Source organism: Nonomuraea sp. NPDC047897 (assembly GCF_043204415.1).
Classification (GTDB): Bacteria; Actinomycetota; Actinomycetes; order Streptosporangiales; family Streptosporangiaceae; genus Nonomuraea.
The window spans coordinates 96,659-119,479 of record NZ_JBIDCC010000020.1 but is presented as its reverse complement, the minus strand read 5'-3'; the positions used below and the strand labels follow the sequence as shown (position 1 = coordinate 119,479).

The 22,821-nt window shown below is 73.0% G+C and carries 22 protein-coding genes; 11 read left to right on the top strand and 11 right to left on the bottom strand.

From position 1 onward, the window contains the following. Positions 1–96: 96 nt before the first annotated feature. The gene (locus ACGF0J_RS34285; protein ID WP_393152730.1) at positions 97–873 is read right to left on the bottom strand and encodes a TetR/AcrR family transcriptional regulator; all 777 of its coding nucleotides are present in this window, start codon (positions 871–873) and stop codon (positions 97–99) included. A 61-nt stretch (positions 874–934) separates the two neighbouring features. Between ACGF0J_RS34285 and ACGF0J_RS34280 the strand changes: the two genes are divergently transcribed. Further along, the gene (locus ACGF0J_RS34280) at positions 935–1,762 is read left to right on the top strand and encodes a thioesterase family protein (RefSeq protein WP_393152728.1); all 828 of its coding nucleotides are present in this window, start codon (positions 935–937) and stop codon (positions 1,760–1,762) included. 117 nt (positions 1,763–1,879) lie between these two features. Then, positions 1,880–3,718 carry a dihydroxy-acid dehydratase gene (gene ilvD, locus ACGF0J_RS34275; RefSeq protein ID WP_393152726.1) on the top strand — a complete coding sequence of 613 codons (1,839 nt, stop codon included), beginning with the start codon at positions 1,880–1,882 and terminating at the stop codon, positions 3,716–3,718. A 67-nt stretch (positions 3,719–3,785) separates the two neighbouring features. Here the strand turns inward: ilvD and ACGF0J_RS34270 are convergent, their stop codons facing one another. Beyond that, entirely contained in the window at positions 3,786–4,847 is a 1,062-nt protein-coding gene (locus ACGF0J_RS34270; protein WP_393152724.1) for a helix-turn-helix transcriptional regulator, read from the bottom strand. A gap of 91 nt (positions 4,848–4,938) precedes the next feature. Between ACGF0J_RS34270 and ACGF0J_RS34265 the strand changes: the two genes are divergently transcribed. From ACGF0J_RS34265 to ACGF0J_RS34245, 5 genes are all read left to right on the top strand, one after another. Beyond that, positions 4,939–5,346, top strand: coding sequence for a VOC family protein (locus tag ACGF0J_RS34265; RefSeq protein WP_393152722.1), 408 nt, complete (start codon positions 4,939–4,941; stop codon positions 5,344–5,346). Next, positions 5,343–5,882 carry a YdeI family protein gene (locus ACGF0J_RS34260; protein ID WP_393152720.1) on the top strand — a complete coding sequence of 180 codons (540 nt, stop codon included), beginning with the start codon at positions 5,343–5,345 and terminating at the stop codon, positions 5,880–5,882. Before ACGF0J_RS34265 ends, ACGF0J_RS34260 begins: the two co-directional genes overlap by 4 nt. Before the next feature lie 119 nt (positions 5,883–6,001). Then, entirely contained in the window at positions 6,002–6,526 is a 525-nt protein-coding gene (locus ACGF0J_RS34255; RefSeq protein ID WP_393152718.1) for a SigE family RNA polymerase sigma factor, read from the top strand. Further along, complete coding sequence (locus tag ACGF0J_RS34250; protein WP_393152716.1) at positions 6,523–7,719, top strand: hypothetical protein; 1,197 nt, start codon at positions 6,523–6,525, stop codon at positions 7,717–7,719. Before ACGF0J_RS34255 ends, ACGF0J_RS34250 begins: the two co-directional genes overlap by 4 nt. Positions 7,720–7,844: 125 nt before the next feature. Continuing rightward, positions 7,845–8,339, top strand: a complete 495-nt coding sequence (locus ACGF0J_RS34245; protein ID WP_393152714.1) for a helix-turn-helix transcriptional regulator — start codon at positions 7,845–7,847, stop codon at positions 8,337–8,339. Between the two features lie 161 nt (positions 8,340–8,500). Here the strand turns inward: ACGF0J_RS34245 and ACGF0J_RS34240 are convergent, their stop codons facing one another. From ACGF0J_RS34240 to ACGF0J_RS34230, 3 genes are all read right to left on the bottom strand, one after another. Continuing rightward, positions 8,501–8,710 (bottom strand): zinc ribbon domain-containing protein, encoded by a 210-nt coding sequence (locus tag ACGF0J_RS34240; RefSeq protein ID WP_393152712.1) that lies wholly within the window; start codon positions 8,708–8,710, stop codon positions 8,501–8,503. Positions 8,711–8,724: 14 nt separating this feature from the next. Then, positions 8,725–9,537 carry a GNAT family N-acetyltransferase gene (locus ACGF0J_RS34235; RefSeq protein WP_393152710.1) on the bottom strand — a complete coding sequence of 271 codons (813 nt, stop codon included), beginning with the start codon at positions 9,535–9,537 and terminating at the stop codon, positions 8,725–8,727. A 78-nt stretch (positions 9,538–9,615) separates the two neighbouring features. After that, positions 9,616–10,122: an HNH endonuclease gene (locus tag ACGF0J_RS34230; protein ID WP_393152742.1), complete on the bottom strand. Its 507-nt coding sequence runs from the start codon at positions 10,120–10,122 to the stop codon at positions 9,616–9,618. Between the two features lie 282 nt (positions 10,123–10,404). Here ACGF0J_RS34230 and ACGF0J_RS34225 point away from each other — a divergent pair, with 282 nt between their 5' ends. Next, positions 10,405–12,459 (top strand): prolyl oligopeptidase family protein, encoded by a 2,055-nt coding sequence (locus tag ACGF0J_RS34225; protein WP_393152708.1) that lies wholly within the window; start codon positions 10,405–10,407, stop codon positions 12,457–12,459. A 16-nt stretch (positions 12,460–12,475) separates the two neighbouring features. Here ACGF0J_RS34225 and purU read toward each other — a convergent pair whose 3' ends face one another. Next, positions 12,476–13,327 carry a formyltetrahydrofolate deformylase gene (gene purU, locus ACGF0J_RS34220; protein ID WP_393152706.1) on the bottom strand — a complete coding sequence of 284 codons (852 nt, stop codon included), beginning with the start codon at positions 13,325–13,327 and terminating at the stop codon, positions 12,476–12,478. 213 nt (positions 13,328–13,540) lie between these two features. Between purU and ACGF0J_RS34215 the strand changes: the two genes are divergently transcribed. Continuing rightward, complete coding sequence (locus ACGF0J_RS34215) at positions 13,541–14,473, top strand: anion permease (RefSeq protein WP_393152704.1); 933 nt, start codon at positions 13,541–13,543, stop codon at positions 14,471–14,473. Positions 14,474–14,488: 15 nt separating this feature from the next. After that, positions 14,489–15,121, top strand: coding sequence for a DUF47 domain-containing protein (locus ACGF0J_RS34210; protein WP_393152702.1), 633 nt, complete (start codon positions 14,489–14,491; stop codon positions 15,119–15,121). Between the two features lie 66 nt (positions 15,122–15,187). On the opposite strand, the gene ACGF0J_RS34205 is transcribed toward ACGF0J_RS34210, so the two are convergent. The 3 genes from ACGF0J_RS34205 to ACGF0J_RS34195 form a co-directional block, all read right to left on the bottom strand. Next, entirely contained in the window at positions 15,188–16,084 is an 897-nt protein-coding gene (locus tag ACGF0J_RS34205) for a TIGR03620 family F420-dependent LLM class oxidoreductase (RefSeq protein WP_393152700.1), read from the bottom strand. Positions 16,085–16,262: 178 nt separating this feature from the next. Beyond that, positions 16,263–17,039 carry a hypothetical protein gene (locus tag ACGF0J_RS34200; RefSeq protein ID WP_393152698.1) on the bottom strand — a complete coding sequence of 259 codons (777 nt, stop codon included), beginning with the start codon at positions 17,037–17,039 and terminating at the stop codon, positions 16,263–16,265. A 16-nt stretch (positions 17,040–17,055) separates the two neighbouring features. Then, positions 17,056–17,688, bottom strand: a complete 633-nt coding sequence (locus ACGF0J_RS34195; RefSeq protein ID WP_393152696.1) for a TetR/AcrR family transcriptional regulator — start codon at positions 17,686–17,688, stop codon at positions 17,056–17,058. 80 nt (positions 17,689–17,768) lie between these two features. On the opposite strand from ACGF0J_RS34195, the gene ACGF0J_RS34190 reads away from it, so the two are divergent. Next, entirely contained in the window at positions 17,769–19,523 is a 1,755-nt protein-coding gene (locus tag ACGF0J_RS34190) for an NmrA family NAD(P)-binding protein (RefSeq protein WP_393152694.1), read from the top strand. A gap of 95 nt (positions 19,524–19,618) precedes the next feature. Here the strand turns inward: ACGF0J_RS34190 and ACGF0J_RS34185 are convergent, their stop codons facing one another. Beyond that, entirely contained in the window at positions 19,619–21,202 is a 1,584-nt protein-coding gene (locus ACGF0J_RS34185) for a tetratricopeptide repeat protein (protein ID WP_393152692.1), read from the bottom strand. Positions 21,203–21,517: 315 nt separating this feature from the next. After that, a complete protein-coding gene (locus tag ACGF0J_RS34180) occupies positions 21,518–22,738 on the bottom strand; it encodes a DMT family transporter (RefSeq protein WP_393152690.1) in 1,221 nt (406 codons plus the stop codon). Between the last annotated feature and the right edge of the window lie 83 nt (positions 22,739–22,821).

The following is a 22,821-nucleotide window of genomic DNA, read 5'->3' as shown; positions in this document are numbered from 1 at the left end:
CGGTGATCTTGGTCGACACCGTTCTAGCAGGAACTCCGTTGCCTGTTCCGGCCGACTTGACAGCCGCACCACAACCCAAACTTCACGGCCTTGGGACTAGTCGGGCGGGATCGCCCCCGGCCGCGCGCGGCCGGGCTCTGCGCGGGCGGGCTCTGCGCGGGCGGGCTCTGCGCGGGCGGGCTCTGCGCGGGCGGGCTGCGTGCGGGCCGCCAGGCGTGTCGCCAGGTCGTCCAGCTCGCCGGCCAGCTCCGCGCTGGGCGGCAGCTCGCGCGGCAGGCGCCCGGCCAGTGCGGTGCCGAACCCGGCCACCCGCACGATGTGGTCGACGAGCGCCTCTCTGTCCCCCGGCCAGGGGAACGACGGCTGCGCGAGGAACAGCGAGACGCAGCCGTGCACGGCCGACCACATGCCGAGCGCGAGCGTCTCGGGGTCGCCGCGCAGCACGCCCGTCCGGACGCAGGCGGCCACGGCGTCCACCATGTGGCCGAAGCAGGCGGCCGCCGCCCGGGGCACGCCCCCGCCCGCAGGCGGCCGCATCATCAGCACCCGGTACTGCACCGGGTGGTCCAGCGCGAAGCGGGCGTAGGCCCGGCCGCACCGGCCGAGCGCGAGCAGCGGGTCGGGGTCGCCGCACGCGGCGAACAGCCTGCCCAGCTCGTCCCAGACCCGCAGGCAGACCGCTTCCACCAGCGCTTCCTTGTCGGCGAAGTGGAGGTAGACCGACGGCGTGGACACGCCCGCCCGCTCGGCCACCGCGCGCAGGGTGAGCGACTCCTCGGTGCCGGTCTCGGCCAGCAGGGCCTCGGCCGCGCGCAGGATCTCCTCCCGCAGCAGCGGGCCCTGGCCGCGCCGCGCTCGTGCCCGCTTGTGCATGAAGTCAGATTGACGGCGTCAAGTTGACGGTGTCAATCTGTGCCTCTGCGAAAGGGGCGTGATGGGGACTTTTCAGGAAGCGACCGCGCTGAAGACCGTGCCGGCGCGCGGCGACGGCGTGTACGAGGCCGAGCTGGACCCGCAGTGGAGCGTCGGCACGCGGCTGCACGGGGGCTACCTGCTCGCGGTCCTCGGCCGGGCCGCCTGCCTGAGCGCGGGCGGGGCGGGCCACCCGCACGTGACCGCCGTGAGCGCCTCCTTCGTCGAGCCGCCCGAGCCCGGCACCGCCGAGGTGCGGGTCGAGACGCTGCGCGTGGGCAGGAGCGTGGCGCAGGTACGTGCCACGCTCGCGCAGCGGGACCGGCCGCTCGTGGAGTCGCTGATCACGCTGGGAGCCCTGGACGGCACCGACCCGTGGTGGTCCGCCGCCGAACCGGTGGAGATCCCGCCGCGGGAGCAGTGCTTCCACACACCGGCTGACCCGCCGGGCGCCGGCTTCCCCGTGCCGCTGATGGACGTGGTCGAGCAGCACGCCCATCCCGAGCACCTGGGGTTCGCGTTCGGCGCGCCGGCCCGGCGTGGCCTGATCGCGACCTGGCAGCGCCTCGCCGACGGCGCCGACTGGGACCCGCTCAGCCTCCTCGTCGCGCTCGACCCGGTGCCGCCCGCCTCCTACGACCTCGGACTGCCCGGCTGGGCGCCCACCGTGCAGCTCTCGGCGTACGTCCGGCGGCTGCCCGCGCCGGGCCCGGTCCGGGTCCTGCTGCGGGCCACGGACGTCGGCGGTGACCGGATGGACGAGACGGCCCTCGTCTGGGACGACAAGGGGCGTCTCGTCGCCCAGGCCACCCAGCTCGCCGCGGTCCGGATCCCCGCCGAGCCCTCCTGAGACCTCCCCTCCGAGCCCTCCCGAGACCTTCCCGGCGTCCGCGCTGTGGACAGCCGTCTCAGCCACCGGGCGGCTGGTCGTACCATGTGAAGACTGGAAAGCGATGGGAGAAGCACAATGCCCGCCCTCAGGTCACGCACGGTCACCCACGGCAGGAACATGGTCGGCGCTCGCGCCCTGCTCCGCGCCACCGGCGTAGCCGGGAGCGACTTCGGCAAGCCCATCATCGCCGTGGCCAACAGCTTCACGCAGTTCGTCCCCGGCCACGTGCACCTGCGCGACGTCGGCGACGTGGTCTCCGCGGCGATCCGGGAGGCGGGGGCCATCCCGCGCGAGTTCAACACGATCGCGGTCGACGACGGCATCGCCATGGGCCACGGCGGCATGCTCTACTCCCTGCCGTCGCGCGAGCTGATCGCCGACGCGGTCGAGTACATGGTCAACGCCCACTGCGCCGACGCGCTGATCTGCGTCTCCAACTGCGACAAGATCACGCCCGGCATGCTGCTGGCCGCGTTCCGGCTCAACATCCCGACGATCTTCGTCTCCGGCGGCCCCATGGAGGCCGGCAAGACCCCCGGGCGCAAGCTCGACCTCGTCGACCCGATGATCGCCGCTGCCGACGAGTCGGTGTCCGACGCCGAGCTGCTGGAGATGGAGGAGGCCGCCTGCCCGACGTGCGGGTCCTGCTCGGGCATGTTCACCGCCAACTCCATGAACTGCCTGGCCGAGGCCATCGGCCTCGCGCTGCCCGGCAACGGCACGATCCTGGCCACCCACCGGGCGCGCAAGCGGCTGTTCGAGGACGCCGGCCGGCAGCTCGTGGAGATCACGCGCCGCTACTACCAGGACGGCGACGAGTCGGTCCTGCCACGCAACATCGCCACGCGTGAGGCGTTCGACAACGCGATGACGCTCGACGTCGCGATGGGCGGCTCGACCAACACGATCCTGCACATCCTGGCCGCGGCCCGCGAGGCGGGCGTCGACTTCGGGCTCAAGGAGATCAACGAGATCTCGCTCCGGGTTCCGTGCCTGTGCAAGGTCGCCCCGGCGACCAGCAAGTACCACGTCGAGGACGTCCACCGGGCCGGCGGCATCCCCGCCATCCTGGGCGAGCTCGACCGCGCCGGGCTGCTCCACCGAGACGTGCCCACGGTCAACGGCGGCACCCTCGGCGACCTGCTCGCCGCCTGGGACCCGTGCTCGCCGACCGTGCGGCCCGAGGCGATCGAGCTGTGGCACGCCGCGCCGGGCAACGTCCGCACCGTCAAGCCCTACTCCCAGGACAACCGCTGGGACGACCTCGACCTCGACCGGGCCGAGGGCTGCGTGCGCGACCTCGACCACGCCTACACCGCCGACGGCGGCCTGGCCGTCCTCTACGGCAACATCTCCCGCGACGGCGCCGTGGTGAAGACGGCCGGGGTGGACGAGTCGATCTGGACGTTCAGCGGGCCGGCGGTCGTGTTCGAGTCGCAGGAGCAGGCGGTCGAGGGCATCCTCAACGGGCGCGTGCGCGCGGGCGACGTGGTGGTCATCCGCTACGAGGGGCCCAAGGGCGGGCCCGGCATGCAGGAGATGCTCTACCCGACCTCGTTCCTCAAGGGCAAGGGCCTCGGCAAGACCTGCGCGCTGGTCACCGACGGCCGCTTCTCCGGCGGCACCTCGGGTCTGTCGATCGGCCACGCCTCCCCGGAGGCCGCCGAGGGCGGCGCGATCGCGCTGGTGGAGGACGGCGACATCATCGACATCGACATCCCGGCCCGCAAGCTGGAGTTGCGGGTCCCGGAGACCGAGCTGCAGGCCCGTCGCGAGCGGCTGCTGGCCGACCTGGGCGGCTACCGGCCGCGTGATCGTGACCGGCCGGTCAGCGTGGCCCTGCAGGCGTACGCGGCCATGACCACGTCGGCCTCCACGGGCGCCTCGCGCGACCTGTCCCAGCTCTCCCGCTGACTCCGCGGCCATCGAACGGGCCTGCCGCCATCCCGGCGACAGGCCCGTTCCGTGCTGTTCCGGCCCGTCATCCTCCCGCCTGTTCCGGTCCGCCATCCCCCGCCTGTTCCGGCCCGTCATCCCCCGCCTGTTCTGGTCCGTCATCCCCGCCGCCGCCATCCCCGCGACCGCCCCGGTCAGGGCGGCCGGCGTGGCGGGCGGTGAGCTCGGCGCCGATGCGGGCCAGTTCCGCCCGGACCGGCGCCGGGTCGAGCACCTCGACCAGGGCTCCCCAGCCGGCGAGCTGCCGGGCGATGTCCAGCGGTGTGGGCGCGGCCACACGGACCCGGGCCCTCCCCCGCTCGTCGCTGTCGTGCTCGACGTGACAGTGCCGGCCGAAGTGGTCGCGCAGCACCGGGACGAATCCGGCCTCGATGAGCACCGTCGCCCAGACGCGTGAGCGCCGCCGCTCCACCTCGCCGACGGCCTCCTGCCACGCCGCGGCGAGGGTGAAGTCGTCGGGACGCTCGGCGGGCTCGCCGGTCGGCTCGGCCTCGACGATCCGGTCCACGCGGAACGTCCGCCGCCCCCGCTCGGTCCCGGCCAGCAGGTACCAGACGTCGTCCTTGTCCACCAGGCCCCACGGGTCCACCAGCCGCTCGGTCCGCTCCCGCGTGCGGCCGGCGTAGGTCAGGCGGACCTTGTGCCGGCGAACCACGGCGGCCTGGAGCCGGTCCACCATCTCCGGCCGGTGGCGGTCCCGCTCGCCCCACCGGGTCGGGTCGATCATCGTCGCGGTCGCGGCGGCCTCGGCGTCCGCTCGGAAGGTCCGCGGCAGCGCCCGTACGAGCTTGCGCAGGGCTGCCTTGGCCTCGTCGGAGACGGCTGCGGCCGGGCCGACGAGCAGGAACAGCGCCTGCGCCTCCGTCGCCGACAGGCCGCTGAGGTCGGTGCGGGCGCCTCCGAGCAGCGACCAGCCGCCCCCGCGACCGGCCTGCGGGTACACCGGGACGCCCGCCGCGGACAGCGCCTCCAGGTCGCGGCGCGCGGTGGCGACGGACACCTCCAGCTCGGCCGCCAGCTCGGCGGCGGTCACCCGGCCACGGGACTGCATGAACAGCAGGGCGGCGATGAGTCGGTCGGCACGCATGCCTCCATGTTCGTCGAAAAAGTGCTCATTCGGTGAGCACTTTCGGCGAGAGGATGGTTCTCGTCAGCGACCGGAGGAAGGGACACCATCCATGCTGCGAGGACTCGCCACCGTCAACTTCTGGGCCGACGACCTGGAGGCCGCCAAGAACTGGTACGTCGGCCTGCTGGGCGTCGAGCCGTACTTCGAACGTCCCGGCGGCGGGCAGCCGGCCGCCTACTACGAGTTCCGGCTCGGCGACCACCAGGCGGAGCTCGGCCTCGTCGACCGGCGGTACGCCCCCTCCGGCGCGGCCGCCACGGCCGGTGGCGCCATCATCCACTGGCACGTGGACGACGTGTCGGCCGCCCTGGACCGCCTGCTGGCCCTGGGGGCCACGCCGCACACGCCGCTCACCGAGTACGGGCCCGGGTTCGTCGCCGCCTCGGTGGTGGACCCGTTCGGCAACGTGCTCGGCGTCATGTACAACCAGCACTACCTGGACATGCTGGGCCGATGATGCGCTTCGACGACGCCGCCGCGTGGGAGGCCTGGCTCACCGCACACCACGGGGACGAGGGCGGGGCCTGGCTCGCCATCGCCAGGAAGGGCTCGCCCGTCGCCGGGATCGCGATCGGGCAGGCGCTTGAGGTGGCCCTCTGCTACGGCTGGATCGACAGCCACCGCAGGTCCCACGACGAGCACTTCTTCCTGCAGCGCTATTCGCGCCGCCGCCGGGGCAGCCCCTGGTCGCGGATCAACGTCGAACGCGCCGAGGCGCTGATCGCCGCCGGGCGCATGCGGCCGCCCGGCCTGGCGGAGGTCGCCGCCGCGCGGGCGGACGGCCGGTGGGACGCCGCCTACGCCGCCCAGCGCGACGCCACGGTGCCGCCCGAGCTGACCGAGGCGCTGGCGGCCCACCCGGAGGCCGCGGCCCGCTTCGCGACCCTCGACAGGACCGCCCGCTACCTGGTGATCCTGCCGCTGCTGAAGGCCAGGACCCCGGCCGGGCGTGCCAGACGTGTGCAGCAGGCCGTCACCGGCCTGCTGGGGTAGGCGCGCGCATGTCCGCGCAGTGACCTCGCGCAGGCCGCCTGCTTTCGACTCCGCTGCGAGATGGAGCGACCCAACCATCTGCCGGTCACAGGCGTCGGTAGCGGGTGAGAGGAGTCATCTTGGACCCCAATGACAGCTTCCGCGAGTTCATGGCCGTCCATCAGCAGTCGCTGATGCGGACGGCGTACCTGCTCACGGGGGACGCCCACCTGGCCGAGGACCTGCTGCAGAGCGTGCTGCTCAAGGTGCTCAAACGCTGGCCCGAGCTGGCGGACGTCACCAGTCCGCAGGCGTACGCCCGTAAGGCCCTGGTCAACCAGTACATCTCCTGGCGCCGGCGGCTGGCCAGGGTGGTCGAGCTGCCGAAAGCTGAGCCGCCGGATCAACCGTGTTCCACCGAGGAGTCCACGATCGTCCGGATCGTCATGCTGCGAGCGCTCGCGCAACTGCCGCCCAAGCAGCGGGCGGTGATCGTTCTGCGCTACTACGAGGACCTCACCGAACACGAGACCGCCAAGCTGCTGAGTTGCTCGATCGGCACGGTCAAGAGCCAGGCCCATCACGCGCTCGCCCGGTTACGAGTACTCGCGCCTGAGCTGGCACCGAAATTCGCCGAAATGGACCTGAAGGGAGCACACCGATGACCTGGCTGCGAGATGTGCTGGACGACGTAGCCGACAGCGCGCCCCAGGTAGACCTGACCGAGCGGACGATCGGGATCCGCAGGCGGCGGCGGCGCAGGACGGCCTCGATCGTCGCGGCCGCCGCGGTCGTCGCCATCGCGCTCGGCGTGACGTCCGCCGTACGGCTGCTGCCTACGGAGCCGCGCCCGGCAGTCGCGCCCGGGACAGTGACCGACCTGCCGGCGAGGGGGGTGCGGCCGCTGAGCCACGCCTTCATGACGTTCTGCCGGCCGGAGCGCGGCAAGGCACCGGCGGGATGCGTGAACGGCGGCTGGCGGGTGGTCACCCGGGATGGCACGACGTACCGGGTGGCGCAGGCCCTGTCCGGTTCCCCGTCAGGGCACCGGCCGAGCCCGCTGGCGATCAGCCGGGACGGCCGTAAGATCGCCTACTACGACACCGAGGCTGACACCTTCGCGGTCCGCGACCTCGCCTCCGGAACGGTGATCACCGCGCCGACGAAGGTGCCCACAGCCTGGCTCGGCAGTATCGCGCATCTCCTGCTGTCGGACGACGGCCGCTTCCTCGCCTTCACCAAAAGCCCGCCGCTCAGGGACCCGGCCATGCTGTTCGACATGCGCGAGCGCATGGCCCGGCCGCTGCCGAACGGCTGGAACCCCATCGGCCTGTCCCCGGACGGCGACACGATCACCTTGGCGGAGTACGCGCCCAAGACCCGTCTGCAGACCATCACCCGGCTCTGGCAGACGTCCACGGCGGGCAACGCGACAACCGTCGACGTCGCCGGGCACTACATGGTCGGCGCGCTCGGGCCCGACGGGCGCAGCGTCGTCGCGGTGGAGAGCGTGGACGCGGGCATCACCGGATGCCTGAGAAGCGGCCCCGACCTCGTGCACCTGGACCGGAAGACCGGCAAGGTGCTCCGGAGGGTCCCCGTGCGGGGCCTGTCCATGACGGCCAACTTCGTCCACCTGCGCAGCTGGACCGGCCCTCACGAGATCACGGCCCTGGCCAAGCCCTTGGACTGCCGTGAGCGGGACGACAACGCGCCCGTATCGAGCCTCGACCCGCCGTACGTTCCCTTCACGGCTTACGCGGTGAACGTCGAGACCGGCAAGGCCAGGAAGCTCGCCACCTACACCGCCCAAGGTTTCTTCCACCTCGTACTCCCGGGCTTCCCCGGCACCCTGTGACGTCGGCTGAGGCCCGGGAGCGGTGTTCGGACGCCGCGTCGGCCGACCTGTACGCGGAGGCGAGGGTTACCTTGCTTGCGCACAGGTTTTCGAAAATTGTCAGTGGTCTTCTCTACTCTTGGGGTATGGCTACAGTCGTGAAGCCCACCACCCGCCCGCTGACGACCGCCGAGATCGCCGCCCTCGCCCTCTCCCTGGCTCACCTGGGCTCGGGCCCGCAGGCCGTCACCGCCAGGCGCGGCCTGCAGCACGCCTTCGAGCACCTGGAGCTCGACGACGACGTCATCGCCACCACGCTCGCGACGCTCACCGACCCGCTCCCCGTGGAGATCGCCTCCCGGGCCCGGCTCATCGCCGACGCCATCACCAGCCGACTCATGATCCGGCTCCACTACTGCGACGCCGCCGGCCGCGTCACCATCCGCGACGTGGAGCCGGTGACCTGCCTGGTCCACCGCGAACACTGGTATCTCGTGGGCGTCTGCCGGATGCGCCACGCGATCAGGGCGTTCCGCTTCGACCGCGTCCTGGCCGTGGAGCCCACGCTGACCCCCTCCCGGCCGCACCTGGCCGACCGTTTCCTCCCCTTCCAACGCCGCAAGCGCGCCAGAGCGGCCTGACCTGCCCGCACGGCCACCGGCCCGTCCCACACCGCCGTCCCGTCCGGGTGCCCACCGGCCCGGGGGGTGAAGGGCCGGTGTCGGGAAGGGCCGGTGTCGGGAAGGGCCAGTGTCGGGAAGGGCCAGTGGGGTGATGGGCCGGTGGGGTGGTGCCGGTGCGGTCAGGTGGCGCAGCAGCCGCCACCGCAGCAGCCGCCGCCCGACGACTGGCGGGGTGTGGCGGCGCCGCCCGTCATGGCGACCGTCGAGAGGAGCCTGACCGTGTCGTCATGGCCGTCCGGGCAGGTCGCCGGGTCGTTGGACGACGACATGGGACGGGACACCTCGAACGTGGAGCCGCAGGCGCGGCAGCGGAAGTCGTAACGCGGCATGCCCCCAGGATAGGTCAGCCGCCGAACGTCACCAGTGCGTGGTCGTCCACCGGACGGAACCCGATCGACTGGTAGATGCCGTTGCTCGTCGGGTTGGCCAGGTCGGTGAAGAGGACGACCTCGCGGCAGCGCTCCGCCAGCGCGACCCGGCTCGTGTGGGCCGTGACCGCCGCGCCGTAACCGCGTCTGCGGGCGGCGGGCGGGGTGTAGACGGGGCCGAAGCGGCAGACGCCGCCGGACTCAGGTGACAGGCCCGCCATCGCGACCGGGACGCCGTCCTCCTCCCACACGAACAGTTCGCGGCGGGCCAGCCGCCGCGTGATCACCTCATGGGGGTCGCCGTCGTCCAGCGCCACCTCGGCGGCGAACGCCGCGTGCCATCCGGTCAGCAGGGCCTGGTCGGCGGCCGTGGCGAGCCGGCCCCGGCCCGGCACGTCGGGGACGGCGAGCTCGGCGAGCCGGTAGAGGCGTTCGGGGCGTACGGTCCCGGGCGCGCCCAGGGCCTCCACGACCGCCTCGACCAGGTCGCGCCGGCCCACGACTCCGGGGATCGGGCCGGGCAGGGCCTTGGCGAGCGGCCCGGCCGCCTCGACCGGCATGACGCCGAGGGCGAGCGGGCGGGGCGGGGTGCGGAACACCACGCCACCCACCCTGCCGTCGCCGGCCGTCCACCAGCCGAAGTAGGCGTCGTCGGCCGGCATGCCCGCCCGCAGGTTGGCGAGCACGCTGAGGGGCACGGTGTTACGCACGGGGTCGCTCAGCAGGAACGGCTCCGCGGCCTCGGCGTAGGCGGCCAGCCCGGCGAGGCCGGTGGTGAAGGTCCACATGCCAGAATGCTGCCAGGCCGGACGCGTCGCGGCCAGGAGTTTTCGGGCCCGACCCCTGAGGGGGACCGGGCCCGACGGTCAGGCGGCCTCTTCCAGGTAGGGCGCCCATTGGGGATCGCCGACGAGCGACGCGCCGATCAATCTCCAGTGGGCGCCCCGTGGCACCGCCGGGGCGACGCGCAGCGTCCACCCCAGCTCCTCCAGATACTTGTCGGCCTTGCGGTGGTTGCAGGTGGTGCACGAGGCCACGCAGTTCTCCCACGTGTGCGCCCCGCCCCTGGAGCGGGGCACGACGTGGTCGATGGTCTCGGCCCGCTGGCCGCAGTAGGCGCAGCGGTAGTCGTCGCGCCGCATGAGGGCTGCCCTCGTCAGCGGGATGCGCGACCGGTAAGGAATGCGGACGTATCTCCGGAGCCTGATCACCGAGGGCACGTCGAGCGTCCGGCTGGCGGAGCGCAGGACCGCTCCCCGGCCGTCGCGGTGCACGACGTCGGCCTTCTCCCGCAGCACCAGCACGATGGCCCGGTGCAGCGACAGGGTGGTGAGTGGCTCGTAGGTGGCATTGAGCAGCAGGACCTGGCGCATCATCGGGCCTCACCCCGCTGCGCGCGTATCAAAGGGGACATGCCGCGGCATGTCCCGGCTGTCGGCCCCTCCTGGGGCATCGATGCTTCCGTCACGTGGACCTCCGCCGGACGGCCCAGCGGATGGTCACCACGGTACCGTCCTGTCACCAAGTCTGGCGTTTCGAGCGTGGTCCCCGCCACCCCATAACCCCGGTCCGGAATGACGAGAGGGACGCACGGTACGTTTTATGCCCGTATCACCAGGGCTTTACGCGCCCTGCTTCGCAGTAGGGTTCGGGGCATGACCCGAGAGCCCTATCCCACCGCGCGACGCGAGGACACCGTCGATCTCCTGCACGAGACGCCCGTGCCCGACCCGTACCGTTGGCTGGAGGATCCCGACGGCGCGGAGACGCAGGAGTGGTTGCTGGCGCAGGCCGAGCTGTTCAAGCGGGAGAGCGAGCCGCAGCGGTTCAAGGAGCGCATCGGCGAGTTGCTCAAGTCGGGTTCGGTGGGCACACCCGCGTGGCGGGGCGGGCGCCACTTCTTCAGCCGGCGCACGCCGGAGCAGGAGCACGCGGTCTACTACGTGGTGGAGCCCGACGGCAGCGAGCGGGCGCTGGTCGACCCGATCGCGATCGACCCGTCGGGGCTGACCACGCTCGACGCCGTGCAGCCTGACAAGGAGGGCCGCCTGCTGGCCTACCAGATCTCGGTGGGCGGCGATGAGGAGTCGATCCTCTACATCTTGGACGTCACGACCGGTGCCCGCGTCGAGGGGCCGATCGACCGCTGCCGCTACTCCCCCATCGCGTGGCTGCCGGGCGGCGAGGCGTTCTACTACGTGCGCAGGCTGCCGAGCACCGAGCTGCCGGAGAACGAGCGGCAGTTCCACCGCCGGGTCTACCTGCACCGCGTCGGCACGTCCACCGAGGACGACGTGATGATCTTCGGTGACGGCATGAAGATGACCAACTACTACGGTGTGTCGGTGTCGCGCGACGGCCGCTGGCTGCAGATCTCGGCCAGCGAGGGCACGGCTCCGCGCAACGACGTGTGGGTGGCCGACCTGACCGAGTCGGCGCCCGAGCGGCCCGAGCTGCGGGTCGTGCAGGAGGGCGTGGACGCCCAGACCGGGCTGGTGTTCGGCCGTGACGGCAGGCTGTACGTCCACACCGACCGTGACGCGCCGCGCGGGCGGGTGTGCGTGACCGACCCGGCGACACCCGGGGTGGAGGGTTGGCGCGACCTGATCCCGGAGGACCCGGAGGCGGTGCTGTCCGACTTCGCGATCCTCGACGACCTGGAGCGCCCGGTCATGCTGGTCGGGTGGACGCGGCACGCCATCAGCGAGATCACCGTGCACGACCTGGAGACCGGCGAGCGCGTCGGCGAGGTGCCGACGCCGGGCCTCGGCTCGATCGGCGGCATCGCCGAGCGGCCGGAGGGCGGCCACGAGGCATGGTTCGGCTACACCGACAACACCACGCCGCCGACCATCCAGCGCTACGACGCCCGGACGGGCGAGACGACGCTCTGGGCGGCCTCGCCGGGCGCGGTCGAGGTGCCGCCGGTCCGCACGGCCCAGCAGGTCTATCGGTCCGCGGACGGCACCGAGGTGCGCATGCTCGTCATCGCGCCGGTCGACGGGGAGGGGCCGCGCCCGACCATCCTGTACGGCTACGGCGGGTTCGGCCTGTCGATGACCCCGGGCTACTCGGCGTCGATCCTCGCCTGGGTGGAGGCGGGCGGCGTCTACGCCATCGCCAACCTGCGCGGCGGCGGCGAGGAGGGCGAGGGCTGGCACCGGGCGGGCATGCTGGGCGCCAAGCAGAACGTCTTCGACGACTTCCACGCGGCCGCCGAGCATCTCATCGCCACCGGCGTCACCACGCCGCAGCAGCTCGCGATCTCCGGAGGTTCCAACGGCGGCCTGCTCGTGGGCGCCGCGCTGACCCAGCGTCCCGAGCTGTACGCGGCCGTGGCCTGCTCGGCGCCGCTGCTCGACATGGTGCGCTTCGAGAAGTTCGGGCTGGGCGCCACCTGGAACGTCGAGTACGGCTCGGCCGACGACCCCGAGCAGTTCCGGTGGCTGCTGGCCTACTCGCCCTACCACCACGTCAGGGACGGAGTCGCCTACCCGGCGACGCTGTTCACGGTCTTCCAGTCCGACACGCGCGTGCACCCGCTGCACGCCTGGAAGATGTGCGCGGCGCTGCAGCACGCGACGTCCTCGGACCGGCCGGTCCTGCTGCGCAACGAGACGGAGGTGGGCCACGGCGCCCGCTCGATCAGCCGCACGGTGGACCTGTCGGCCGACACGCTGACCTTCCTGGCCAGGCACACCGGGCTGTAGCCGGGTGCCCGCCGGGTCAGCGGGGGAAGACGATCGTCTTGTGCCCGTCGAGCAGCACCCGCTGCTCGGCGTGCCACCGGACGGCTCTGGCCAGGGTGACGCACTCCACGTCACGGCCGATGGCGGCGAGGTCCTCGGGCGCGTGGCTGTGGTTGACGCGCGCCACCTCCTGCTCGATGATCGGCCCTTCGTCCAGGTCGGAGGTCACGTAGTGCGCGGTCGCGCCGATGAGCTTGACGCCGCGGTTGTGCGCCTGGTGGTAGGGCTTGGCCCCCTTGAACGACGGCAGGAATGAGTGGTGGATGTTGATCGCCCGGCCGGCGAGCTTGGCGCACAGGTCCTCCGACAGCACCTGCATGTAGCGGGCCAGGACCACGAGGTCCACCTGGTAGTGCTCGACCAGTGTCAGCACTTCGGCCTCCTGCCGCCGCTTGGTCTGCGGGGTGACCGGCAGGTGGTGGTAGTCGATCCCGTACGACTGCGTGAGGGGCCGCAGGTCGGGGTGGTTGGAGACCACGGCGGCGATCTCGATGTCCAGGGACTTCTTGCGCACCCGGTAGAGCAGGTCGTTGAGGCAGTGGTCGAACTTGCTGACCATGATCAGCACCCTGGGCTTGCGTGCCGTGTCGCGCAGCTCGAACTCCATGCCGAGGTCCGCCGCGAGCGCGGCGAAGGCGGCGCGCAGCTCGTCCTCGGTGAGCGGCGCGGCGAACTGGACGCGCATGAAGAAGCGCTGCTCGTCCCGGTCGCCGAACTGCTGGCTCTCGATGATGTTGCAGCCGTGCCCGGCGAGCAGGCCGGAGACGGCGGCGACCACGCCTGGCCGGTCAGGGCACGACAGGGTCAGGACGTACTCAGCAGGGCTCATCGTCGTACTCTCGCGAACGTGTCGAGGAGGGGCAGGTGACCTGGGAAGGCTACCGCCCGCGGCGGCGGGTTCGCCGGGGCCTCGCCGGTAGGGGCACCAGGTCTGCTCTACTACAATCCGACATTCGTCATAAAAACGACCCGGCCTCCATTATCTAGCCGATCATGGGTACTTATCCGGCCAACACAGGGTGCGGGCGGGGAGGGATACCGGTTGGAAGCCGTCGTGCTGGTCGCCGTCGCGACGGTCTTCGCGATCGTGACCGGCATGAACGACGGGGGCGCCCTCCTCGCGACCGGGCTCAAACTGCCCACTGTACGCCCCGCGACCGGCATCCTCGCGCTCGTCGTCATGGTGGCGCTGGTGCCGCTGGCCAGCCACGCCGTGGCGCTGACGTTCGTGAACCGGCTGGCCACGTTCGAGGGGCCCGGCGCGCGGATCGCGATGGCAATCGCCGTGCTGTCCGCGCTCGTCGTGGTCACCGTGCTGAGCGCCAAGGGCCGGCCGACGAGCCTCACGCTGGCCATCGTCGGCGGGCTCACCGGAGCCGGCCTCGGCTGGGGCCTGCCGGTCTCCGCCGGGTCGGTGGCGCTGGTGCTGGCGTTCGGCCTGGCCGCTCCGTTCGTCGGCGGGCTCGTGGGCTGGGCCACGACGCGGCTGCTGGTCCAGACGACCACCAGCCGGGGCCTGGCGCACTGGCACCGGGTGGGATTCGGGCTGCAGACCGTGGCCTACGCGGCCAACGACGGGCAGAAGATGCTCGCCGTCTTCATGATCGCGATCGGCTTCCAGGACGCTCCGCTGACGTACACGTCGCTGGTGGCGCTGCTGTTCGCGATCGGCTCGCTGTACGGCCTGCCGAAGGCGGGCCGTACGCTCGGCCAGGAGATCATCGCCTCGCGGCCGCTGCACGGCGTGGCGGCGGAGCTGGCCTCGGGCACCGCGGTGATCGCCTGCGCCCTGGCGGGTATGCCGGTGAGCATGACCCAGTCCGTCGCCGGGGGCCTGATCGGCGCCGGCATGGCACAGGGCGGCGGCCGGGTCCGCTGGTACGCCGCAGTCAAGATCGTCGTCGCCTGGCTGCTGACGCTCCCCGCCAGCGCCCTGCTCGCCGGAGTCGTCGCGTTCGTCCTGGCGAGGACATGAGGCGGAAGGGGTGGGATGAAGCGACTGCGACGCATCCGTGACCTGATGACCGGGCGGATGGACAGCGCGCTGACCGAGGCGCTGCTCGGCCAGTTGGAGGCCACCAAGGAGGGGGCCTGGCTGGCCATGGCCATGATCGGCGGAGAGGTGGGCAGGACCGGCGCGCACGAGCAGATGCGCACGATCGAGCACCTCGGCGACGAGGAGCGCCGCCGCCTGGTCGAGGAGCTCAGGACCGCCCTCGTCACGCCGATCGACCGCGAGGACCTCTTCCGGCTCTCGCGTTCCATCGACGACGTGCTCGACTCGCTGCGTGACTTCGTCCGCGAGTCGCACCTGTACCGGGTGCCGAACCAGATCCGCTTCTCCCCGCTGCTGGACCAGGTCATCAGCGGCATCGACGCGTTGGAGAACGCCGTACGCGACCTCGCCTCCCGGCCCTCGGCCGTGGTGCACGACGCGCTGGAGGCCAAGAAGACGGGCGGGGCGATCAGGAGGATGTACCAGTACGAGATCTCGCGCATCTTCTCGGGTGAGCTGACGGCCGAGGCGATGAAGGAGCGTGAGCTGGTGCGCCGCCTGGAGATCGTCGGCGTCGCCATCGGCGACGCGGCGGACGCGATCGCCGACGGCGCCATGAAGCGCTGACCGGCAGCCAGCCGGGCCGGCACGGGCCGGGCCTGCACGGACCGGACCTGCACAGACCGGGCCGGGTCAGGGGGTGGTGGGCCGTACGCCGAGGTCGGGGGCGAGGGCGCGGAGCTGGGTGAGGGCGGCGGCGAGGTCGGGGCCCTCGGCGCCGAGCGGCTGGAGCGCCACATGGTCCGCCCCGGCGTCGAGGTGGTCGCGCACCCGCCCCGCCACGGCCGCGGGATCGCCCCAGGCCACGAGCGCGTCGGCGAGCCGGTCACTGCCCCCGTCGGCGAAGTCACCGTCGGTGAAGCCCAGCTCGCGCAGGTTGTTGACGTAGTTGGGCAGGGTCAGGTAGGTCGCCATGTGGGCGCGGGCGGCGGCTCGGGCGCGCGCCGGGTCGGTCTCGAGGACCACCGCCTGTTCGGGGATGAGCAGCCGGTCGGGGCCGAGGATCGCACGGGCGCGGGCGGTGTGCTCGGGCGGCACGAGATAGCTGTGGGCCCCGTCGGCCCGGTCGCGGGCGAGCTCCAGCATCCGCGGCCGGAGCGCGGCCAGGATCCTCGGCACCCCGGTCCGGGGCAGCAGGGGCGCGGCCTCGTCCATGGCCTCGAGGTAGGAGCGCATCGCGGCCAGCGGCCGGCCGAAGTCGTGGCCGCGGACGGCCACCAGCGGCGCGTGGCTCACCCCCACGCCCAGCAGGAACCGGCCGGGAAAGGCGTCGCCCAGCGTCTCGGCCCCCGCCGCCATGGCCGTGGCGTCGCGCGCCCACAGGTTGGCGATGCCCGTGCCGACGGCGATGCGGGCCGTGGCCGCCAGCAGCAGCGCGGCGCTCACGAGCGGCTCGCCGCTGCCCGGTCCCTCGTGCACCCAGATCGACCTGTAGCCCAGCCGTTCGATCTCCATGGCCGCCGTACGGGCGGCCGCGACGGGAGCTGTGTTGAGCAGGGGATGCCAAACGCCGACATGTCCGATATCCACGGCCGGGCCTTCCGCCTAGAGACTGTTGGACTGACAGGAAACGCTACTCCGCCGCCCGTCCGCAGCCGAACAGAACACGCGCGACAGGGCTCGCGTCGGCGCGAGGCTGCGCGACCGACTGAGCGACCGACTGAGCGACCGGCTGAGCGACCGACTGAGCGACCGACTGGGGGCGACGTCAGCCCCGGTGAAAGCCCAGTTCCGCCAGGGCGGTGCGCAGCAGGCCGCGCAGCAGCGCTCCGCCCGCCTTCTCGTGGTCGTCCTCGACCGGCAGGCCCTCCGCGACCCTGGCCTGGTAGACCTCCCGGTCGCGCTCGTCGGTGTACGGCTGGGCGGTCAGGCCGACCAGGACGCCGACCCGGCCGCCCCGGGGCAGCACGGCCACCGCGTGCGTACGCAGGCACGCCTCGTCCGCTCCGCCGTACCAGCCGCACTTGACCGCGGCGTCCGGGGCGGCCAGCGCCTCCCGCACGCCGAACGCCTGGTCGGGGCCCACCCGGCGCATCCAGCCCATGACCTCGTCGGCCACCGGGTCGCCGGCGAGCGCCGCCTGGGCGAACACGGCGTAGGCGGTGGCGACCTCGGCCGCCGTCACCTCGACGGAGCCGAACCGGGACGGGTCGCCGTTCGGCGGCGCCCATCGCACGCCGGTGCGCCGGCGCAGGTCGTCGAGGAGGACGCGGGGCCCGACGGAGAGCCACAGCGCGAGTGTGTCGGCGTTGGAGGAGACCACCACGGCCGGCTCGGCGTGCCGCCGCCAGCGCCCGGCGTCGGCGACGTGGGCGGCGGCCGCCCAGGCGTACAGCGGTTTGAGCAGCGAGGCGCACCGCAGCCGGGTCAGGCCAGAGGTGACGGTCACCGAGCGGGCCGGCGGCCCGCTGTAGCCGCGCCCGATGCCGGCGACCTGGGCGGTGGCGCCCGGCCGCAGGTCGCTGAACAGTTCGTCGAAACCCACGGGTCCAACCGTAGCCCTACGGGCCGGGCTCCCAGCGGCCTTCGTACCATTCGGCGGTGGGCGGTTCGCCGGGCAGCGGGGTGGCGCCAGGGGCGCGCAGCCCGTCGAGGGCGACGGTCAGCAGCCGTTCCCTGGCCCGCTGGTGGTAGGGGCTGGGCGGGCCGGGGGCGGGCCGGCTGAACTGCTCCATCAGCAGCGACACGTCCAGCGTGGTCATGTCGCCGCGCAGCACCCCCGCCTCGTGCGCCCGGGCGACGACCCTGTCGGCCAGTTCGGTGGCCCGGCGGGACGTGCGCCACATCTCGTCGGTGACCTCGATGGTGCCCGCCACCGGGGCGAGCGCCCCGGCCCGGTTGCCGACGCACGCCCGGACGTAACGCGTCAATCCCTCCCAGGGGTCGTCGCAGGCCAGCGCCTCCTCCGCCGCCGCCACGACGCGCTCCATGGCGACGACGCACAGGCGCTGCAGGAGCTCCTCCTTGGTGCGGTAGCGCCGGTAGAGGCTGCCCATGCCGACGCCCGCCGCCTTGGCGATGGCCGACACCGGCGCGTCGAAGCCCTGGGTGGTGAACACCTCGTGGGCAGCCTCCAGCAGCCGCACGTCGTTGCGCGCCGCCTCGGCCTGCCTGCCCCGCCTGCCCGTGCCCATGGACCCAGCATATTGCGGAGCGGAATGCTCCGGTATAGCCTAACTATCGGAGCGAAGCGCTCCGATAATGAGGAGGCGTCATGCGCGCAGTGGTGTTGCGGGAGTACGGCGGGCCGGACTCACTGGCCGTCGAGGAGCTACCCGACCCCGTGCCGGGCCCGGGGCAGGTGCTCATCGAGGTGGCGGTGGCCGGCATCACGTTCGTCGAGACGCAGCTACGGGCCGACCGCGGCCCGCGCCGCGTCGAGCTGCCCGCCGTGCTCGGCAACGGCGTCGGCGGCCCCGTGCTGGCCGTCGGCGAGGGCGTGGACGAGACCCTGACCGGCACGCGGGTGGTGAGCACGCTGGACGGCACCGGCGGCTACGCCGAGCTGGCGGTGGCGGCGGCCGACCGGCTCATCCCGGTTCCCGACGGGCTGCCCCTGGAGGAGGCGGTGACATTGCTGGCCGACGGCCGGACCGCGGTCGGCCTCGCGCGCGCCGCCGCGCCGCGCCCGGGCGAATGGGTGCTGGTCGAGGCGGCGGGCGGCGGCGTCGGCGGGCTGCTCGTCCAGCTCGCCTCCGCCGCCGGGGCACGCGTGGTGGGCGCGGCGAGCAGCGCCGCCAAACGCCGCCACGCCGCGTCGCTGGGCGCGGAGCTGACCGTCGACTACACCGACCCCGACTGGACCGACCAGGTGCGCGCCGCCGTCGGCGGCCCCGTGGACGTGGTCTTCGACGGGGTGGGCGGCTCCATCGGCACGGCCGCGCAGACGCTGCTGCGCGACGGCGGCCGGCTCAGCTCGTACGGCATGGCGGGCGGCGCGATGACCACGGCGGATCCTCGGGTCACGCAGGTCGGCTGGCCGGAGACGGATCCGCGCGACCTGGCCCAGGAGGCGCTGGAGCTGGCCGCGGCGGGCCGGCTGCGCCCGACGATCGGCGGCGTGTTCCCGCTGGAGTCGGCCGCGGAGGCGCACGCGGCGATCGAGTCGCGCACGGTCACCGGCAAGTCGCTGCTGCTGCCCGCCCGGGCCAGGACGATCCTGGTCACCGGCGCGACGGGCAACCAGGGCGGCGCGGTCTCCCGCGCGCTGCTCGACCGCGGCTGGGCCGTCCGCGCCCTGGTCCGCGATCCGGACTCGGCCGCCGCCCGCGCGCTGGCGGAGCTCGGCGCGACCCTGCACCGGGGCGACCTGGACGACCCCTCCTCCGTGCGCGCCGCCATGACGGGCGTGCACGGCGTCTTCAGCGTCCAGCCGTTCGCCTGGACCGAGGAGGAGCTGGCCAGGGAGGTGCGGCAGGGCGTCACGCTGGCCGACCTGGCGGGCGAGCTGCACGTGGCGCACCTGGTCTACTCCTCGGTGGGCGGCGCCGAGCGCGACACCGGCATCGGCCACTTCGCGTCCAAGGCCGCCGTCGAGCGGCACATCGCCGGCCTGCGCCTGCCGGCGACGATCCTGCGGCCGGTGTTCTTCATGACGAACCTCCTCGCCTACGCCGATCCGCCCGGCGGCGAACGGGTGATCGCCCTGCCCTTCACCCCCGGGCAGCGCATGCAGCTCATCGCCGCCGAGGACATCGGCCACTTCGCGGCCGAGGCCTTCGACGACCCGCGGCGGTGGATCGGCAGGCAGGTGGAGATCGCCGGCGACGCGCTCACCGGGGCCGAGATCGCCGCGGCGTACGAGCGGGTCACCGGCACGCCCAGCCGCTTCGAGCCGCAGCCCACGGGCGGGGAACGGATGTACGAGTGGTTCCGGGAGAGCGGCTACCAGGCCGATCTGGACACGCTGCGCAAGGAGCACCCGGCACTCCTGAGCTTCGAGTCCTTCCTCCGGCGCCGCCTGACCTGACGGCCGTCACGGAGGGGAGGAGGTCACGTGGCACCTCATCCCCTCCGGGCGTGATCAGCGGGCCGCACCTCGTCCGCCTCCGCCTCCGGGCGGGGTCAGCTGGCCCGCTCCTCGTCCGCCGCCGCCTCCGCCTCCCGGCCGAGGGCACGTAACGCGACGGCCCGGTTGGCGTACAGGTCGGGCTGCGGTTCGAGGCCGATGGCCTGCGACAGGTCCTCGACCGCCCCCTCCGGGTCGCCCGCCTCGAACCGCAGCACCCCCCGGTTGCCCCAGGCCGACGCCAGCCACGGAGCCGCCTCGACGGCCCGGTCCAGGGCGCGGCGCGCCTCGGCCAGCCGCCCGGCCGCGGTCTCCAGTTGGCCCAGCACCGCCAGCAGGTGGGGGTTGCCGGGGGCGAGCGCGAGCCCGGCAGCGACGTCGCGCCACGCCTCCTCGTCGCGCTCCAGACCGGCCAGCAGCCCGGCCCGGTTGATGTAGGCGTCGAGGCAGGACGGGTCGAGGTCGATCACCCGCCCGAGGTCAGCCAGGGCGCCGTCGAGATCGCCGCGGGCGATCCGCAGTTCGGCGCGGTTGTAGTGCGCCTCGGGCAGCGGCGGGCTGACCCGCATCGCGCTCTCGTAGTCGGCCAGCGCCTCATCCTGGTGTCCCAGCCTGGCCAGCAGGTTGCCCCGGTCGAGGTAGTAGTCGGGGAAGTCGGGGTCGAGCGCGATGGCCGCACCGTAGTCGGCCAGCGCCTCCTTGGCACGGCCGAGCACCGCCAGCAGCCGGGCCCGGTTGGCCCGCAGCACCATCCGGTGCACGGGATGCCGCTCGCCCAGCTCGCGGGCCAGGTCGAGAGCCGAGTCGACGAGGGCGAGGGCCGCCTTCGGCCGCCCTTCGCGCAGCTCGACCAGCGCCAGGCCGTTGCGGTCGAAGCCGAGCTTGAAGGCCCTGTCGTACGGGTCGGGCAGCAGCGTCGAGATGGCGATCGCCGTGTTGATCCACTCTCTGGCCGCGGCCAGGTCGCGCCGGGCTGGGTCGCGGTGCCGGGCGTCGAGCATCGCCAGGCCGTACGCGCAGGCCGCGTGCACGGCCGGGTCCTGGCTCGCCCGGCGCGCCCGCGTCCACACCCGGCGCGCCTCGTCCACCCTCCCGAGCCCGCCGAGCGCCGTCGCGGTGCGCTGGGCGAACCGCCACCACGGCTCGCCGCCCGGCTCGGTGCCGGTCATCCCGCGTGCCCCCAGCTCGGCTACGGCGTGCAGGAACCCCTCGCGCAGGCATCGGTCAACGGCCCGCCACAGCTCCTCGGGGCCACGCCGGTCCGGCGGAGGTTCGGGGCCGCCGGCGTAGACGGCGATCTCCAGCACGTCCGGGGAGATCCGGCGGGTCATCACGTCGAGCAACTCGACGTCGGTGGGGTCGGCCCGCGCGGCGTTGCCCACCACGAGCGTCATGCCGAGCGGCACCGCCTCCCGGACGAACTCCGTGATGCCGTTGGCCAGCCGCAGCGTGCGGCGGGGCGCGGGAACGAGGATCCGTTCCTCGTCGGTCAGACGGGCGTCCACGGTCTCCCGCCTGGCCGGCACGAGCGCGGCCAGCCCCGGCGCGACCGCCCTGATCTCGATGTCGTGGGCGGCCACCAGCTCGGGGGAACGTTCCAAAGCCTCCGGCACGAGCCGGTGCAGCAGGGCGGAAGCCACGGTGTAGGGACCGTGCGGTCGTCGGTGCCCGTCGATCGTCGGCATCAGCGGCCGCGCGGCCCCCATCGGGTCGGGCGGAGCGCCCGGTGACCGGAGATGGGTCCGGCGGCCCCGGCTCATCCCTTGTGGATGACGCTGGCCGTCCCGGTGAGCTGTGCGGTGCCTGGTTTACGCACGACGATGCGCTTCATGGTGTCCCCCTCCGAACACGGTTAGTCCACCATTATTCGACGTTTGAATGTTTATCAAGTTTTCGGTCGAACAACCGGGATACCCGGCCATAAGAAGCGCCGAATTGTCTCGGGGCCGCCAGGCCTAACCAGGCCGAAACCATGACGGCCGGGCCGTCTCACCGTCCTGTTCCGCTGATTCCATCAGGGCGCAGAGACAGCGCCCGACGAGGGTGACCGACCGGCAGCAGCCCGGCCCGGGCAGGTTGCGGGCACGGACGATGAGCGTGGCCCGCTCGATCAGCCGGTCGAGGCTGGGCTGGCCGCTGCCCTTGGCGGAGTGCGTGCTGAGCGGGCACGTCCCCCCGTTCGCGCAGGCGGCCTTCGAGATGACGGGAACGTCGGCGGGTCTGTCCGAGGCCGGGCGTTTGACCTTGAGGTCCGCCAGCCGCCTCGACGCCTGACGGGACACCTCCAGCAGCGTGCGCTCGCGCGGCGGCCCCGCGACCGGCGCGACCGCTGGCGTGCGGGACGGCACGGCCAGCAGCATCGCCACCGCCATGAACGCACCGCCCACGACCATCCCCATGCTCACCGGCTCGGCGAACCAGACGACCGCGATGGCCGCGACCCAGAGCGGCTGGGACGACATCAGCACCGCGCTGGGCACCGCCGCCACGTGCGCCTGGCCGTACGAGCGGGCCAGGAAGCCCAGGGCGCACGACACGACTGACAGGTGCGTGAGGATCCCCCAGTCGGGCAATGTGGCCGGCAGCGTGACCCCGTCACGCACGGCGAGCACCCCCGTCAGGCCGCCGATGGTGGCGAGCTGGATGACGGTCAGCGCGTAGGCGGGGAACCCCTCCCGGCTGCGCGACAACCGGGCCAGCAGGAGCGTGTGCCCGGCGTACAGCGCCGCGGCGACGAGCGTCACCCCCAGCGCGACGAGCGACACCCGCTCGTCCCCGACTCCCTGCAGCAGGGTGAAGACGGTCATCCCCGCCATGGCGAGCGCGACGCCCGCCCACACCCGTGTCGGCACCTTCGCCCGGAAGAGCACCAGCGCGAGGATCGGCGTGATGACCACGCTGCACCCGACGGCGAACCCCGACACCGCCGACGGAAGGCTGGCCAGCGCGACGGCCTGACCCGCCTGGCCGACCCCGAACATGGCCCCCAGCAGCGCCCCCTGGCCCCAGGTCCGGCGGGACAGCCCCCGAAGGCAACGCGGGCGGATGAGGAGCAGCGTCAGCGCCGCCAGAGTGTAGCGCTCGGCGAGCAGGTCCTCGACGGGTAACCGGAGAATGAGATCCTTCATCAGCGGGAACGCCGACCCCCAAGCGGCGCTGACGAACAACAGAAGCACGGCTCCCAGAAGGGGGCGGGGAGCGGCCACGACTGCCATGGCCAACAGCATGTCACTACATAACGCAGCCGTGGATGTACAGC

Bases quoted from the DNA above. Each gene is read 5' to 3' on its own strand.
- ACGF0J_RS34245 (WP_393152714.1), top strand. From the start codon at position 7,845: ATGGCTACAGTCGTGAAGCCCACCACCCGCCCGCTGACGACCGCCGAG.
- ACGF0J_RS34285 (WP_393152730.1), bottom strand. From the start codon at position 873: ATGCACAAGCGGGCACGAGCGCGGCGCGGCCAGGGCCCGCTGCTGCGG.
- ACGF0J_RS34250 (WP_393152716.1), top strand. From the start codon at position 6,523: ATGACCTGGCTGCGAGATGTGCTGGACGACGTAGCCGACAGCGCGCCC.
- ACGF0J_RS34260 (WP_393152720.1), top strand. From the start codon at position 5,343: ATGATGCGCTTCGACGACGCCGCCGCGTGGGAGGCCTGGCTCACCGCA.
- ACGF0J_RS34240 (WP_393152712.1), bottom strand. From the start codon at position 8,710: ATGCCGCGTTACGACTTCCGCTGCCGCGCCTGCGGCTCCACGTTCGAG.
- ACGF0J_RS34210 (WP_393152702.1), top strand. From the start codon at position 14,489: ATGAAGCGACTGCGACGCATCCGTGACCTGATGACCGGGCGGATGGAC.
- ACGF0J_RS34190 (WP_393152694.1), top strand. From the start codon at position 17,769: ATGCGCGCAGTGGTGTTGCGGGAGTACGGCGGGCCGGACTCACTGGCC.
- ACGF0J_RS34280 (WP_393152728.1), top strand. From the start codon at position 935: ATGGGGACTTTTCAGGAAGCGACCGCGCTGAAGACCGTGCCGGCGCGC.
- ACGF0J_RS34225 (WP_393152708.1), top strand. From the start codon at position 10,405: ATGACCCGAGAGCCCTATCCCACCGCGCGACGCGAGGACACCGTCGAT.
- ACGF0J_RS34195 (WP_393152696.1), bottom strand. From the start codon at position 17,688: ATGGGCACGGGCAGGCGGGGCAGGCAGGCCGAGGCGGCGCGCAACGAC.
- ACGF0J_RS34235 (WP_393152710.1), bottom strand. From the start codon at position 9,537: ATGTGGACCTTCACCACCGGCCTCGCCGGGCTGGCCGCCTACGCCGAG.
- ACGF0J_RS34230 (WP_393152742.1), bottom strand. From the start codon at position 10,122: ATGCGCCAGGTCCTGCTGCTCAATGCCACCTACGAGCCACTCACCACC.
- purU (WP_393152706.1), bottom strand. From the start codon at position 13,327: ATGAGCCCTGCTGAGTACGTCCTGACCCTGTCGTGCCCTGACCGGCCA.
- ACGF0J_RS34270 (WP_393152724.1), bottom strand. From the start codon at position 4,847: ATGCGTGCCGACCGACTCATCGCCGCCCTGCTGTTCATGCAGTCCCGT.
- ACGF0J_RS34265 (WP_393152722.1), top strand. From the start codon at position 4,939: ATGCTGCGAGGACTCGCCACCGTCAACTTCTGGGCCGACGACCTGGAG.
- ilvD (WP_393152726.1), top strand. From the start codon at position 1,880: ATGCCCGCCCTCAGGTCACGCACGGTCACCCACGGCAGGAACATGGTC.